Source organism: Paenilisteria newyorkensis (assembly GCF_000766145.1).
GTDB lineage: Bacteria > Bacillota > Bacilli > Lactobacillales > Listeriaceae > Listeria_A > Listeria_A newyorkensis.
The window spans coordinates 476356-492213 of sequence record NZ_JNFB01000012.1 but is presented as its reverse complement, the minus strand read 5'-3'; the positions used below and the strand labels follow the sequence as shown (position 1 = coordinate 492213).

The following is a 15858-nucleotide window of genomic DNA, read 5'->3' as shown; positions in this document are numbered from 1 at the left end:
CAAATCCCCAGAATACAAACGCTTTCGCTCGATTTGTGTAACGCATTATTTTCGTCTTACCCCAAAATAAGGTATAGCGATTTTATCTTGTTTGTAGTTATGTCCCAGACCCTTTATCTTTTTTGATGAGCCATTTGGCGAGAAAATAAGCCAGAAGTATACCGAACAACGCACCTGCAAAATCTAGCATGACGTCTTCGACAAGCGGTGTTCTGCCACCTGTTAGCAGTTGGTGAAACTCGTCAAACGCCGCGTAGGCTAACGGGATTCCCGCGCTGAAGACCATGACCAACCATTTTCTTTTGATAAACGCGCCAAATCCCATGAATAAACTGAATCCCATTAAAGCATAGGAAAAGAAATGCGCGCCTTTTCGGATGAAGAATTCGATAAAAGAGCTGTAACCCTTCGCTTGAATACTAATTTCTGAACCAGCATAGTGAAAAGATACCGCTGATAATTGCTTTTCAAATGGTTTATTGGCTAGCAATCTATCCAAACTAGACGTCATCGATTGCTGCTCGTAGGTTTGCGAGGAGGAGATGAATAGCATAAGAATAACTGCCAAAGCAATACCTATAAATAACCAAGATAATCTTCGCTGCAAAAAAGCCACTTCCTTACGTGTTTTTTATAACTTTAACATATCAAGATTAAAATTAAATGAAAAACGTGGCATTTGTTTGGCGCTCGAGCTCGGCACAAAAAAATGCCAGACGCTTGTCCTGACACTTTTTTGATATTGGAGTCAAAAACCGTTTTTCACCCCGTAATAATTTTCTCTTTTGGCAGTCTAATCGCGTTTTTCTTACCATCTTTGGTGCGGAAGGATAACATCATGTACATGATCCCAACGCGTCCTATGAACATTAACAGGATGATAATAATTTTGCCGAAGTGGCTCAAATCGGCCGTCAATCCCATGGATAAACCGCATGTTCCGAACGCTGAGAAGACCTCGACGATAATCGCCATTAGCTCGGCTTGCTCGGTATAGCCTAAAATAGTGATCGCGCCTACGCACAGTAATGTCGCAAAAACCGCAACAGCAAGCGCTTTACGTACATCTTCTTGATATAATTCGCGACCAAAAATGTAAATGTGATTCCGTCCGCGCATCACAGAATATAGGAACAAAATCGTAATCGCGAATGTCGTCGTCCGAATTCCACCACCGACTGAACTCGGCGATGCTCCGATGAACATCAATGCCGAAACCACGAGCAGCGTCGGATCTGTCAATGCGGATGTATCAATTGTTGACAGGCCGGCACTTCTAGAGGTCGCTGATAAGAACATCGAGTTAAAGAAGCCTTCATCAATGGACGTTCCTTTGAAATAATGTTGGCTTTCCATCGCCCAAATCAGCAATCCGCCAATCACAAGTAGCGCCATATAGGTCACCGTCGTCACTTTTACAAAAAGAGAAAAGCGGAACGGGATCAGCGTATTTTTTTCAAATAGGAATCGGCGTGCTTCAATTAACACTGGGAATCCTATCCCGCCGGCAATAATGAGTAAAATCGTGATAAATTGGACGAAATAATCATTTACGAACGGCGTCAGCGAGTATCCGGTAATATCCACGCCCGCATTCGTCACCGCGGAAACCGAGTTAAATAGTCCCTGGAACATCGCCTCGCCGACATCGCCATTATAAAATGGGATGAAATAAATCCCAAGAATTAGTCCGCCGATAATTTGAATACCGAAAATCAAAACGAGAATCTCGCGTAGCATCCGAACCATACCGCTCATCGAAAACTGATTCGTATCCGTCATAATTAACTGACGCTGTCGCAGGCCAACGCGGCGTTTCAGCACAAGATAGAAGAACGTACTCAGCATCATCACGCCGAGTCCACCGACTTGGAAAATCCCCATCAAAACCCAGATTCCCGCACGGCTGTAGGACTCGCCGACGTTCACCGATGCCAAACCGGTCACACTCACCGAGCTCGCCGCCGTAAATAGCGTATCGATGAATGGAATTTTGACGCCAGGTTTTTGTGTGAATGGCATACTAAGGAGTGCTGTCGCAAACGTAATCGATAGGAAGTAGAACGTGATGATGACTTGAATCGGCGTTAGCCTGGACATCCTTGCACGCGCTCTTCCTCGCCGCGATTTCCCGCCAATCATATAGTTATCCCTTTTGTTTCTCTTTTTTTCTAGCAATAATATAACCACCTAAACCGAGAATAATCATGACCGCCCAAAAGGTGATTTCCCACCCTGCTGAGTCTGGAAAACTCTCTGGTAAAATGCCTACTTGCGGGTTCGCCAATGTAATCACGGCCATTTTCACCCCAACCCAACCAACGATTAAGAAGGCGGCTGTTTCTAAAGTAGGGTAACGCTCCAGCAATTTCACAACTTGTGTCGCTGCAAAACGAATCACAATCAAACCTGCCAAACCACCTAAGAACATCACGGTAAACTGGCCTGCATTCATGCCACCAATTTCATATGTTCCGAGTGCTGGCAATGTCACAACTAAAGCGGCCGCGGCAAGCATCGAATCAAGTGCAAACGCAATATCCGTCAGCTCCACGCGCGCAACAGTTCCCCAGAAGGACGTTGGTTTCGCCTCTTTCTCTTCTTTTTCCTCTTTATCCTTGCCCTTGTTCTTATCCCAAATATGCTTAATCGCTAAATAAAGTAAGTACATCGCACCAATCGCTTGTATTTCCCAAAAATTAACTAAGTATGAAATAATAAGCATCGCAATCAGTCGGAAAACAAATGCCCCAACCAGCCCATAAAACAAGGCTTTGCGCTGCTGTTCATGTGGCAACTTTTTAACAATAACGGCCATAACCACCGCATTATCCGCCGAAAGTACACCCTCTAGTACAATCAGAATTAAAAAGACCCACACGTATTCTCCCCAAACCGATATATCCATTTTCACCCCACCGTTTCTGTACTCTCCACTTTACCATATTTACTAGTCAATTTGCTATTAATTTGTTGCCATATGTAACGGAAAAACTCCCGCATATAGGACGGGAGCCACATTCCATTTATATCAAGCTTTTGCATCTGGATTTTTCTTTGCTGCACGAACTGATACGAGCCAGCCCCAGATAATAATTCCGATCATCACAGCCCAGAATGTTAATTTCCATGTAGTTGAATGTGGGAAGTGTTCTGGAATAATGCCTAGTTCTGGGTGTGCTAACGTGTAGACGACTAGCTTCACGCCGACCCAACCAACGATTAAGAAAGCCGCTGTTTCCAGTGATGGGTATTTTTTCAGTAGTTTCACGAATTGTGTTGCTGCAAAACGGATGCAGATTAGTCCAACCAAGCCACCGATGAACATCACGCTGAATTGTCCTGTGTCAAGTCCACCAATCGTTCCCCAACCTGTTGCTGGAAGCGTGATTGCAAGTGCTACTGCCGCCAACATCGAATCAATCGCAAACGCAATATCCGCAATTTCGACTTTTAAAACGGTCATCCAAAAGCTGGAACCCTTGCCTTCTTTGACTTTGTGCCCATCATCCTTGCCTTTTGCGTGCTTCCACATATGGCTAATACAGATGTAAAGTAAATACGCGGCTCCTAATGCCTGCACTTGCCAAACTTCTGCCAAAAAGGAAATCAAGAAAAGGGCTGCAAAACGGAAAACGAATGCGCCAATTAAGCCGTAAAATAATGCTTTTTTCTGTTGCTCATCGGGTAAATGTTTGACCATAACGGCCATAACTACCGCGTTATCGGCGGCTAGAATACCCTCCAAACCAATCAGGACAAGTAAAACCCATCCATACTCCAAAATCATCGCTGTATCCAAATAAATTCCTCCTTCATCTTTCAACCGTCCCAAAGCGCCTCTTTTTAAACACGAAAAAACGAGACCCCTGCCAGAAGTTTGGCAAAGGTCTCGCTGACATTTTCATACAAAAAATGTTGATAAAACCGATGGACTCGCATCCATGTAATGACGACTTTATCTTAGCCTCCAAATAAGGCTAACGCTACTCCCCCTTGACGAATGTCAAAAGTGATATTTGATTGATAGGGAAATAATATCACAGAACTAGGTTCGCTGTCAACAACACGCGCTGATTATCTGGAATGTTTATCTTTTTTTCATATTTTGTTTATGTGGGCTTTATTTTCTTTTGAGATACTGGAGAGTATAGAGGGGGAATTCGACTTGAAGAAAATAATCTTGGTACTCTCATCGCTCACATTAGTTGCTTGCTCCAATGAAAATAGCCAACCTGACGAACCGAAAGCGAAAAAAGTTGCTGTGGAATCGCAGGGTCATGACTATAATTATGACGTGGTGACATCCGCAACAACGACGACATTTGGCACGCATCCTGAAGCAAAATATACAAAAGAGGAGAAGGAAGCGCGCATGTTTTGGTCTGTCCAATCACCGACTGGCTTGATTAAAGGACATTATTATAAAAATGAAAGCGAGTTTGATGGCGGAAATCGCGGCATTTTGGAACTAGTCACGGATGATGATGGCAAGCTGATCCATGTGGAATTTAACGAAATGGCTTCGGCAAACTACTATGAACCGAAGTACGCCAATGCATCGAAGCGTCTTTCTGATTATGCTTTTTTCCAAGCTAGCAATACGCGAACCGACGATACGCTAGTGACTTGGGTGAATGGCATTACCTTTTTAGAAGGACAAATGCTGGCGGAAAATCGATTGGATGGGAATTTTGAGACTGTGAAAGGTTCTTCTACAAGCGCGCGAAACGGTATGATGCCACTGGCCGCGGAAATGAAAGACTGGGTGAAAAAGCCGTTTGGATTTTACTATTATGGCATCGCGGAGCCGCTTGGTAATGGTTTAACGGCGCGTCTTCAGGTGGTTACGGAAGACGGAAAACTTGTTTCGGTCAAATATGATGAAATCTTCGCGGATCAAAAACAGGAAATCACCGACCCTAATCTCCAAGCTTTTTATCGCCAATCGAAGTATTTCTCGCTTGATTATGGGAAAGAAACAGCAAATTCGTTTGTAAAATTCGCAGATGGTATAGAAAAACAGGTTTTGAAAACGCAAGACTTGCTTGATGTTCCGGAGCAGGATACAGAAAGCTTTCGAAACTATGAAAAACTCGCGCAGAAAATTCACGTTGAGATGGGCAAATGAAAAACCTAGCTGGGAATCAAAATCAGATTCTCGGCTAGGTTTTTGTTATTTTCTACGAGTTAAAAATGCACCTGATGTTAAGGCTAGTAACACGCCAATTAATTCTGCGACGCCGCTTGTTGCATCACCGGTTTGAGGCAATGTTTTCATGGTCGTTGTCGGACTCGGGCTTACATTAATTTCGCTTTTCACAGCTACTTTTCGCGGTGTTACTTTGACGATTAGCTTTTGACCGACTTTGATCTCATCATTTGTGAGATTGTTCCATATTTTCAATTGTTGCGTCGTTGTTTCGAATTTTTTAGCGATACTTGGAAGTGTGTCGCCTTCTTTGACGACGTAGATTTGGATTTCGTTATCGCCATCTATGATTGTGTTGACTTCTGGCTTCACAACAAGTGGGTCTGGATCCGTTTCTGGCTCTGGTGTTACTGGTGGCTCTGGAGGCGTTGGTGGATCAACTGGCGGTGGATTGTTGCCTCCGTTACCTTCTCCTTCTCCGCCTCCCGAATAGTCATTGACGGTTGCATTTCTCGTTTGCTCATCGATATTTGTACCGCCGATTTTCGCTGTATTTTTATAGCTAAACTGACCGCCCGCCATTTTTGTTTGGTAGGTGACGACGATCGAGGTATCTTGAAGATCGCCCAGCTCTAAGCGGAAACTACGATTGGCATCCAGCGTGACGCTCTCATTGCGGGTATAGCGTTCCTTTTTATCAGCATCGCGATATTTCAATTTCACCGGTCCAGTAAGCGTCTGCCCGGTACCCATGATGTCTGTGAAATACGCATTGTCGATATCCACAAGTGCATTATTCAGCGTGACCGTCCAATTAATCAGACTGCTATCCTTGTCGTCGATGCGCCCTTGCTTGAAGACCACAGTCGGTGTACCCGTTCCGCCACCACCGCTCGTCACCTTATGAATCATGACACCGAGCGTTGTAAAGTCGCCGCCCACAGGAAAAGCAATTGGATTCGTCTGATCTGTTACAATGTTGTTTTTGTTGAAATCTGCGTAGAAAAACATCGAGCCTTTAATATCCGAGTGTGTATCGACAAATGTCGTAAAAGTTAGGATGATTTTATTGTTAATCGGATCGACAACCGCTGTTGCCACTGTATTCCCGTTAGTATCCTTCAATAAAAATGGGGCAAAACTGACATACTTGAGTTGCGCAGGTAGCGGAATCGTCATCGTTTCACCGCTATGTACCACTTGTGTCAAATCCCAATTATAAACGACTTTCACACGGTCATTTTCTTTAAAGTCTGTGGATGCGACACCGTTTTTATTTTGTAATTCCACGTGTGTGAAAAATTGGGAGCCGTAGTCTGTCGCCGCTTTTGCCTCGTGTCCTCCTAGTAACGAAACGCCTAAGAGTAGCAATCCCATCAATAAATAGATTGTTTTTTTCATTCCAGTCACCCCTTTAAATAATCTGGTGTTTATTTTCCCTTCTTTGTTTTAGGCAAAACATAAAAAAAGAGCCTAAAAATCGGGCTCTTCGTGTTTTTATAATAGAGAAGTTAATTCAATATCTGGATTCTTATCGTGGAACCAGTTCAAGGCGAACTCGTTTTCAAATAAGAATAGTGGTTTATCATAGCGATCTTTCACTAGCATGCTGCGTTGTGTGGACAGTTTTTCATCCACGTCTTCTTCTTTAATCCAACGCGCGATTTTAGAACCGATTGGCTCCATGCGGATTTCGGAATTATACTCGTTGTTCATCCGGTGCTCAAATACTTCAAACTGTAGTTGACCCACCGCACCAATAATGTAATCTTCCATGCGCCACGTTTTGAAAAGTTGAATCGCGCCTTCTTGTACGAGTTGCTCGACACCTTTGTGGAAATGTTTTTGTTTCATGACGTTTTTTGCGGAAACTTTCATGAATAACTCTGGCGTAAATTGTGGCAATTTCTCATATTGAAGCGTTTTGCTGACATTTGTAATCGTGTCGCCAATTTGATAATTCCCTGTGTCATACAGACCGATAATATCTCCCGCGACAGCGCTGTTCACCGTTTCGCGATCGTCCGCCATAAACTGCGTTGAATTTCCAAGCTTGATCGGTTTTCCAGTTCGCGTCAAGTTCACAGACATGCCACGTTCGAATTCCCCTGAACAAATGCGCACAAACGCGATTCTGTCACGGTGGGCTGGGTTCATGTTCGCTTGAATTTTGAAGATAAAGCCAGAGAATTTGTCCATGTATGGATCTACTTCGCCTTCATTCGATTGTCGTGGTTGTGGTGCTGGCGCAAAGTTTACATACGTTTTCAAGAATGTTTCCACACCAAAATTCGTTAAGGCACTACCGAAAAATACGGGCGTCAATTCACCAGCCGCGATTCGCTCTTCGCTAAAATCATTCCCGGCCTCATCTAGCAACATAATTTCATCCAGCGCCTGCTCATAATAACTCGAATTTTGAATCGCATGAGGTTCTGCTAAATCGCCATTTTCACCGAGTGGTAAAAAGCGTTCGTCGCCATCCACACGGTACTGTTCGACTTGACGGTGATAGCGATCGTACAAACCGCCAAGCTCTTTCCCCATCCCGATTGGCCAGTTCATCGGATACGATTCAATCCCCAAAACTTCTTCCAATTCTGCAAGCAATTCCAGTGGCGCCTTCCCTTGACGGTCCATTTTATTAATAAAGGTAAAAATCGGAATACCGCGCATCCGACAAACTTTGAATAGTTTCAAGGTCTGCGCCTCGATCCCTTTCGCGCTATCGATTACCATCACGGCGCTATCTACAGCCATCAACGTCCGGTACGTATCCTCACTGAAATCCGAGTGACCTGGTGTATCCAAAATATTAATCCGCGAACCATCATAATCGAACTGCATCACGGAACTCGTTACCGAAATCCCACGCTGTTTCTCGATTTCCATCCAGTCACTTGTCGCAAACTTGCCTGATTTCTTCCCTTTTACTGTTCCTGCCGAACGTATCGCGCCCCCAAAAAGCAGTAATTGCTCGGTAATCGTTGTTTTCCCCGCATCGGGGTGAGATATAATTGCAAAAGTTTTGCGCGAAGCAACCTCTTTTTTCAAATCTTGCACCATTTTAAAATTCCTCCTAGACATACTCACATTTCTTTAGTATATCATATCCAGACGTTTTTGAGATAGTTTTTGGTGAAAATATTATGTAGAAAATGGAGCGAGACAAGGACCTGAAAACGGTCTTCGTTTCGCTCCATTTCTGGTTTAGTTCTGTTGTTTTCTGCGAGTTGCACTCATTATTATTATGCTTCCAATAATCAAAGCGCTACCGAGCAAAAGCATCCAAAGAGAAAAATCGCTGTCCCCCGTTGCTGGTAAGTCTTGTTTCGCCGCTTCTTTCACTGGCTTGGCTTCGACTTTATTTACTTGCAGATTTGTATCTTTTTTCGGTGGTATCGTTGTTGTCCCGCCATCCACTTTTCCAGGTGGGTTCGTTGGTTTAACTGGATTTACAACTTCGGTTTCACCTGGTGCTGGTGCGGCTGCCGTTAATGTGATTTGAACGGGTTTCGTCGTCCCCGCCGCTCTGCTCTGCATCTCGCTCGCAAACTGAATCACGCCTTCATAAACGCCAGCTTTCGGTGAGTCCCAATCCAGATTCGCAACCGTCAACGCGATGCCCAAATCATGTTGTTCCGTCTCGCCTTCCAACTGATAGTACCCGTGCGCCGCTAATTTTTCCAAGAGATAGCGTTCCTTCGCGCTTTGCCCCGGTTGTGCAACGAGTTCAGCTAAAGACAGCGAAATTTTATCCAAACTCTCAATCTTATTATGCTGCGGTATCACTTCAAAAATCGCTTCCATCGTATGCCCCGCCGTCAACGCTTCGAATGTGTAAGTGTCTCCTGAAAGCGTCACTGCTTTGCCGTCCACGAGCAGTTGCTGCACGCGATATCCAGCATCTGCTGTCACCTTATAGCTCGGTTTTTCGCCAGCTGCGTACGCCTGTTTCCCGCTCGGCGTAATCGTTCCACCAGCGCCCGCCGATGCTGTAATATCAAACGTTTCCTCCCCGTTTTTCAATACAAGCGTCGATAGTGCGCCAACTTTTACCGTGCTCGTCTCTGCCGTCAAATCGGTCGTTGTTTCGCCAATTCGCGTCCAATATTTATTCGTTGGAATCGCGACTTCTTTTTCCGCTTTATTCGCGTTGAAAAGAACCACATAGGACGTAGCGCCGTCTTTTAGCTCATAGGCCACGACATTCTCGTCTTGCTTGATAATCTTCATTTTTTGATTAATTTCCGCATAGTTCGTCAATCGGAAAAGTGGCTCGGAATTGCGGAGCTGCATCACTGCTTCGATTTCTTTCACCGAATCGATGTTTTCCGCATAGCGATCCCAGTCTAGTTTATTGATCGCATCACTTGATTGGTAGCTGTTTTCATCCTGATTTTTCGTTCTGAAAAACTCTTGTCCAGCATGAATAAAAGGCACACCTTGCGAAAGTAGCACCATGCTCGTCGCCATTTTCTCCATTTTCTTTTTATCCTGATCGGAGTCAGTTGGATTCGAATACGATAGCTTATCCCAAATTGTCAAATTATCATGGGCTTCGGCGTACTGAACCACTTGGCTCGGCTTCGTAAAATCATAAATGCCTTGTCCTTGATCTCGGAGACTCCCAGCCAGTAAATTTTTTGCAATAAGCGATTCTTTTCCTGTTGCTCCATTTACAAAACCAGGCTCTGACTCGTGTCCGCCCCATGTGCTACCTTTAATGGCATCGCGAATCGAGTCATTGAAATGCGCGATTTCTGGCATTTTGGAAGCATTTTTTTGGTTGGCCTTCGCGTCACTTGCAAGCGGCGTCCCCAAATCCCAACCTTCGCCAAGCACGATAATCGATGGGTCAATTTTGTTCAGTTCGGCCTTAATCGCGTTCATCGTATCGACATCGTGAATGCCCATCAAGTCAAAGCGGAAGCCATCCATATGGTATTCCTTCGCCCAATAAGCGACACTGTCGACCATGTATTTACGCATCATTGCGCGTTCCGACGCCGTATCATTTCCAACGCCCGTTCCATTGGCAAGTTTGCCGTCATCGCCATATCGGAAATAATAACCCGGCACCGTCTTCTCAAAAGAATGAGCCCCCGCGTCAAATACGTGATTATACACAACATCCATAATCACCCGCAAACCGTTGCTATGCAAGCCTTGCACCATCTGTTTCGCCTCTTGAATTCGCGTCACAGGATTGTACGGATTCGTGCTGTAGCTACCCTCTGGAACGTTATAGTTTTTCGGATCATAGCCCCAGTTATAAGGTAGCGCGCCCAGTTGCTCCGAGGCACTATCATGATTTTCCTCATTCAAAGACGCATAATCAAACATTGGCAAAATTTGCACGTGCGTAATGCCGAGTTTTTTCAAATAATCGATTCCCGTCGGATCACCATTTGCCGTTTTCGTCCCCTGTTGAATCACGCCTAGGTATTTCCCTTTGTTCACCGTGTCCTTATTTGCAATCGAGAAATCCCGAATATGCATTTCATAAATAATCGCGTCAGTCGGATTCGTAAACGCTGGCATCCGATTCGTTTCCCAATTCGCTGGAATCATCACTGCCGGATCTAAAATAACCGAACGATTCCCATTCACCGTCGCCGCTTTGGCATACGGATCTTGAGACACCGTTTTCTTCCCGTCCGCAAAAACAAGATCATACGTGTACGCCGTTCCAGAAGGAATTTTTGCGGTGAATTCCCAAATACCTTGCGCTTTTGGCGTCATATCATAGCTTTGCGCCACCGGGCTGTTCGGCAAATTATCCTGATACGTCGTCAACTTCACGCTCGCTGCCGTCGGTGCCCACAGTCGCCACACACTTTGTTCCGCGTTATACGTTGCACCAAGCGGCTCCGTTCCCGTGTACGCATATTTCGCATCAAATTCCGGATTCCGAACAATGCTCGTCGTATCGACCAATTTCTCGCCAAATCCATCCGTCTTCACCGTCAAAGCCGCCTGAATCGGCAAATCTTGCGTCGTTTCAATATAAAAAACAGCAGGATTCGTCGCATCCCGTCGAATATTTGAAATCGCAACCGCGTTCCCATCCTCAGTAAGCGTCACGTCCGCCATCAAATCAAGCGCCGTCGCATCCCGATTCAGCGTCACTTTCACCTCTTTAAAACCAGTCAAACTCGCCGTCTTTATCTGCTTCGTCGCATCCGCAAAATTCGGATTCCGATACCCAGTAGAATCACCACTTACAATCCAAACCTCCGCCTTGCCATCATCCGTAAACAGATAAACAAAACGATCGTCCTGCGTCCCGTCTTTTTCCCAATTTCCGTTCGCGTTATTCGCAATAATAAAGCCTAGATTCGACAAACTCGCGCCACTAGCAGCGTTAAACGTCGCCTTCACAGACTGCCATGCACCATCCGCTTGCCCATCCGTAAAATTAACCGTCTGCGTTCCCGTCGCACCGTCCGCCCACGAATGAACAAACCAATTACTGTAATCGTTATCATCGCGATGGTAATAAAACGTCACTTCCAAATTCTCATGGCTCGGTAAATCCGCCAAATTCGCCGGTTTTGTCGCAATTTCCTCCTCGCCATAATTCAGCCAAACTTCTGTAATTCCCTCTTTTGTAGAAATATAACGGTCGCTACTAATATCACGATCGCCGCCCCAACCAGAACCATTTTTAATTAAAAAGCCAAGCTCCGATTGCACGCCATCCACATCTAAAACCGCTACTTTTGAATAGTCACCATACGCACTCGTGTCCTCAAAAACGACCTCATGCCCTGCAACACCGTCATTGTTCCACACCCACATTTGCCAAGCTTTATTCGCCTGATCTTTCGGGTTGTAATGCACAATAACCTTCGTCTTGCTCTCCCTATTTTCCGATAAAACATTGTCATTCACGCTACTAACTGATGCTACCTGCTTCGTCACATCTGCTTTTGGTGCTACGGTCTCTTCCGCAAACCCTTGAATCCCAAAGCTAAAACTCTGTACAGCAAACAACACAATCATGATGGAGACTAAATACTTACGCCACATGTTTTTCAAATCTCAAACCCCTTTTCTTTTTATTAGAAAGCGCTTACTCAATCTAAAGTATAATCAAGCTGGATGGTGTAAATCAACCTAAATTTAACTGTTAACGATAACAACTTGTAACATCCCCCTATAATTCAGACTTTTCTTCACTCGTTTTAACAGACCAAAAAACCAGACGCAGCGAACACCACATCTGGGAAAAATCTTATTTACTTAAAAAATACACCGTTAACCTGCCAGCTATATTCAGCGTTATCATGATCATCAAAATCGTCCAAATCATCCGAACTGGCCATTGTCTCGGTATCGTTTTGCGATAATACATCACGCTATAGACTCCAAGAATCAGCAACCCGCCAATCGTAACCATATTTAGAACAACCCCTGTGTAAATATACCACGGCGCACCATCGATTCCCTGATTTAAGTCAGCTTTCATCGTTTTAATAATAGTCTCCCGATTAACCACATCTCCATCCGCTCGCTTCCCCTCTACAACAAGTGCTGCAAAACCAGAAGCGTAAGCCGTCGCATAGGAAACACCAGTATCGAGTGTCAACTTATTATCGAAGTAAGTACTAGTCAAATCCTCCCCTGGCGCGTAAATATCCACTTTCTTTTCCTTAAATTCAGCCGCGTATATTTCCCCCTGCAGATTCAGCATACCCACAGAAATCACGTCAGGATATGCACCCGGATAAGCTTTAAACATATCGCCTTTTGCTCGAATATTTCCAGATGATGCAATGACGATAATATGTTGATTTATTGCCCTATCTATCGCTTTCTTTAATGCCTTATCTCCATCTCCAAACTCCAAGCTAATATTGATAATATCCACTTCTTGCTCCACTGCCCAGTCTAATCCTTTCATGAGCCCATCAAAGCTAACTTTTCCACTATCATTAGCGACCTTACAAATATAAAGGTCGGATTCCGGCGCGATTCCGATGAGTCCCTCCCCATTTTTACGCGCGCCAATAATCCCCGCAATTTTCGTTCCATGCCCATTTCTATCAGCAAAATCAGTCACTTCACCCGATGTGAAATTAATTCCTTTTTTAAATGTAATATCCTCATTCTTTAAATCAACACCTGTATCTAAAATGGCAATCTTGATCCCTTTTCCAGTAATGCCTTCCGTATGATATTTATTCACACTACCAGCCTCGTCCAATTGATTTACTTCTTGATTGACGTGGACTGTAGCAAAACTTTCCTTAGCAAAAATAACTTGACCTAGTAAAATAATGATAAGAATGACTATGGCAAAAGGTTTTAATCTAAACATATTGTTCCTTTCTTGTGCATAATACTTTAAACTTATCATAAACACAATAAGAGTTCAAATACAATTAAAAACTCATTTTGTGTACTCGCAAAAAAACAGACGCAGCGATCCATTTGATCACCGCATCTGGTCATTATCTTTATTAAACTTCCTCTACCTTCTCACTAGGCGTTTCCACCTCAACAACTTTCACTGGTTTCTTCGACTTTACGGCATCCGTCAAATCTTCAATGCTACTCTTCACATTTCCTTTGCCAGAGAAATTCTCCAACAATTCGCGGATATCAAGGCCAGTCGTTGCTTTTAAACTTTCTTGCGCTGTCGCCATCAAATTGGTTGCATAGCCGCTGACTTTATTCGCGCCACCGCCACTTTCGCTGCTACCAGTGTCCACAACTGTAATCGAATCGATGTTCCCCATCGGAGCCGCCACTTGTTTCGCGTACTCAGGAAGCATGCTCACGATCATATCGAGCATCGCAGCTTGGCCATACAACTCGTATGCTTCGGCAATTTTGCGTTTCGCTTCGGCTTCGGCAAGACCTTGCAGTTTAATAACTTCGGCTGCTGCTGTACCTTGCGCGCGTTCGGCGTCAGCTTTTGCGATACCTTGCACGCGTACTTGCTCGGCTTCGGCTTTTGCAAGCGTTTCGATTCTGTATTGATTCGCTTCGGCCTCTGCGTACTCTTGACTCTTACGGGCTGCCGCGGCTTGCTCAATCGAGTAACGATCAGCATCTGCTTTTTTCTTCACTTCGGCGTCATATTGACGTTCGCGACGCTTAATTTCGCGATCTTCCAATTCGATTTGCTTCTCACGCTCGATGATTTGCACTTGCATTTGTTGTTCGATAACCTCTTGTTTCGAACGGGCGGATTCCAAGTCATACGCCTGATCGGCAATCGCTTTCGCCGTTTCTTGCTCGCTACGGTATTCCGCGACTTTCAATTGGTTTTGCTTCTCAGCTTCTGCGATTTCGGTCTTGCGCTCGAGTTCTGCACGCGTCGCTTCTTTCTCTGCCTCCGCACGTTTCATCCGAGTTTCTTTTGTCGCTTCGGCTTCGGCAACATCCGCATCACGCTTCACTTGCGCAATCCGCGGCTTCCCTAATGCATCCAAATAACCATTGTTGTCGCGCACTTCTTTCAGCGTAAACGATACGATAATAAGTCCCATTTTCGACAAATCCTGCGTCGCAACACCTTGCACCTCTTGGGAAAATTTATCGCGGTTTTTATAGATTTCTTCCACGGTCATCGAACCTAGAATCGCACGCAGATGCCCTTCCACGACCTCAATCGCTTCATTTTCACGCTCCTGCGTTGTTTTTCCTAAAAATTGCTCGGCTGCCGTCGCGATTTCTGAAATGGAACCACCAATTTTGATGATTGCCGTCCCGTCTGCCGTTACTGGAACACCTTGCTCCGTGTAGATTTCTGGCGTCCGCACTTCCAACTTGCTCGACAATAAGCTTAGCGGTGAAGACTGCTGGAAAACCGGCATCACAAACGTACCGCCACCGCGCACAATTTTCACCCGTTTGCCGCCCTCATCTGTGAAAACATTCTTTCTACCTAAATAACTCCCCGAAACAATCAACGCCTCATCTGGCCCAACTGTTTTGTATTTCGTAATAAATACGATTAAAAACAATACCAGAATCGCGACCGCAATAATCACGATCATTGTCACACCATTCGTCAGTAAATCCATTTTTAGTAATTCCTCCTTGTCGTCTCTGTTTTTAAAACGAGGCCCTCTTTATTTCAAAAATGGCTCATACGGCACAACCGTCACGAAAGAATCCGTGGCATCGATAATCAACACCGTTTCATCCCGTCCGATTGGCTCATTTTCATCACTTTTGGCAGCCTTGGAAATATTGCCGGCATTCATTTCGACAATCACTTCGCCAAAACCGTCTTTTGGAACAGGTGTAATCACTTTCGCGACCTTCCCCTCTAAATCCTTCGTCTCATACGCAATCGAATCACTCTTTTTCGAAAGCGGCAGGAGAATTCCGAAGTAAAGAATCGATGAAAAAGCAATCCCCACTACAATCGCCACAATCAGAATACTCAGACTGGAAAAGGACGTATACCTCTCGCCACAATATCCCGTCGCCGATGCGAATCCCAGAAAATAAAGTAAAACAGAACCCGGAATTGGTAGTAAATCCAGCACAAAACTGATCATCCCAACAGAAAATATAAGCGCTGTCAAAACATCGATCAAAATAATAATCCCGACAACCACCAGCACTGTGAAATACACCGTCTCGATTGGATATCCAAATAGTGTCATCATCATACCTCCATTCCAATACAAGCACTATAGCCTCATTACTATCTTACCAAATACTCCCCTCACTAACAAGCT

The 15858-nt window shown here is 44.7% G+C and carries 11 protein-coding genes and 1 riboswitch; of the genes, 1 reads left to right on the top strand and 10 read right to left on the bottom strand.

Going from position 1 to position 15858, the window contains the following annotated elements; all coding sequences use genetic code 11:
- Positions 1–97: 97 nt before the first annotated feature.
- The 4 genes from EP58_RS06935 to EP58_RS06920 all read right to left on the bottom strand — a co-directional run bounded on the left by EP58_RS06935 (position 98) and on the right by EP58_RS06920 (position 3802).
- The gene (locus tag EP58_RS06935) at positions 98–607 is read right to left on the bottom strand and encodes a VanZ family protein (RefSeq protein WP_036091517.1); all 510 of its coding nucleotides are present in this window, start codon (positions 605–607) and stop codon (positions 98–100) included.
- Positions 608–762: 155 nt separating this feature from the next.
- A complete protein-coding gene (locus tag EP58_RS06930; protein WP_077917865.1) occupies positions 763–2100 on the bottom strand; it encodes a TrkH family potassium uptake protein in 1338 nt (445 codons plus the stop codon).
- A gap of 46 nt (positions 2101–2146) precedes the next feature.
- Positions 2147–2908, bottom strand: coding sequence for a TerC family protein (locus tag EP58_RS06925; RefSeq protein WP_036091792.1), 762 nt, complete (start codon positions 2906–2908; stop codon positions 2147–2149).
- Positions 2909–3031: 123 nt separating this feature from the next.
- A complete protein-coding gene (locus EP58_RS06920; RefSeq protein ID WP_036091512.1) occupies positions 3032–3802 on the bottom strand; it encodes a TerC family protein in 771 nt (256 codons plus the stop codon).
- A 32-nt stretch (positions 3803–3834) separates the two neighbouring features.
- Positions 3835–4007: riboswitch (yybP-ykoY riboswitch) on the bottom strand.
- Between the two features lie 161 nt (positions 4008–4168).
- Between EP58_RS06920 and EP58_RS06915 the strand changes: the two genes are divergently transcribed.
- Positions 4169–5131 (top strand): hypothetical protein, encoded by a 963-nt coding sequence (locus tag EP58_RS06915; protein WP_206539783.1) that lies wholly within the window; start codon positions 4169–4171, stop codon positions 5129–5131.
- A gap of 45 nt (positions 5132–5176) precedes the next feature.
- On the opposite strand, the gene EP58_RS06910 is transcribed toward EP58_RS06915, so the two are convergent.
- From EP58_RS06910 to EP58_RS06885, 6 genes are all read right to left on the bottom strand, one after another.
- On the bottom strand, positions 5177–6553 hold the full coding sequence (locus EP58_RS06910; protein ID WP_036091509.1) for a collagen binding domain-containing protein: 1377 nt from the start codon (positions 6551–6553) through the stop codon (positions 5177–5179).
- A 96-nt stretch (positions 6554–6649) separates the two neighbouring features.
- Complete coding sequence (locus tag EP58_RS06905) at positions 6650–8218, bottom strand: peptide chain release factor 3 (protein ID WP_036091507.1); 1569 nt, start codon at positions 8216–8218, stop codon at positions 6650–6652.
- 144 nt (positions 8219–8362) lie between these two features.
- Positions 8363–12187, bottom strand: a complete 3825-nt coding sequence (gene pulA, locus EP58_RS06900; RefSeq protein WP_241481002.1) for a type I pullulanase — start codon at positions 12185–12187, stop codon at positions 8363–8365.
- Between the two features lie 205 nt (positions 12188–12392).
- Entirely contained in the window at positions 12393–13478 is a 1086-nt protein-coding gene (locus EP58_RS16975) for a S8 family serine peptidase (protein WP_052165005.1), read from the bottom strand.
- A 142-nt stretch (positions 13479–13620) separates the two neighbouring features.
- Complete coding sequence (locus tag EP58_RS06890; RefSeq protein ID WP_373862720.1) at positions 13621–15165, bottom strand: flotillin family protein; 1545 nt, start codon at positions 15163–15165, stop codon at positions 13621–13623.
- Positions 15166–15240: 75 nt separating this feature from the next.
- Positions 15241–15783, bottom strand: a complete 543-nt coding sequence (locus EP58_RS06885) for an NfeD family membrane protein (RefSeq protein ID WP_036091504.1) — start codon at positions 15781–15783, stop codon at positions 15241–15243.
- Positions 15784–15858: the final 75 nt, after the last annotated feature.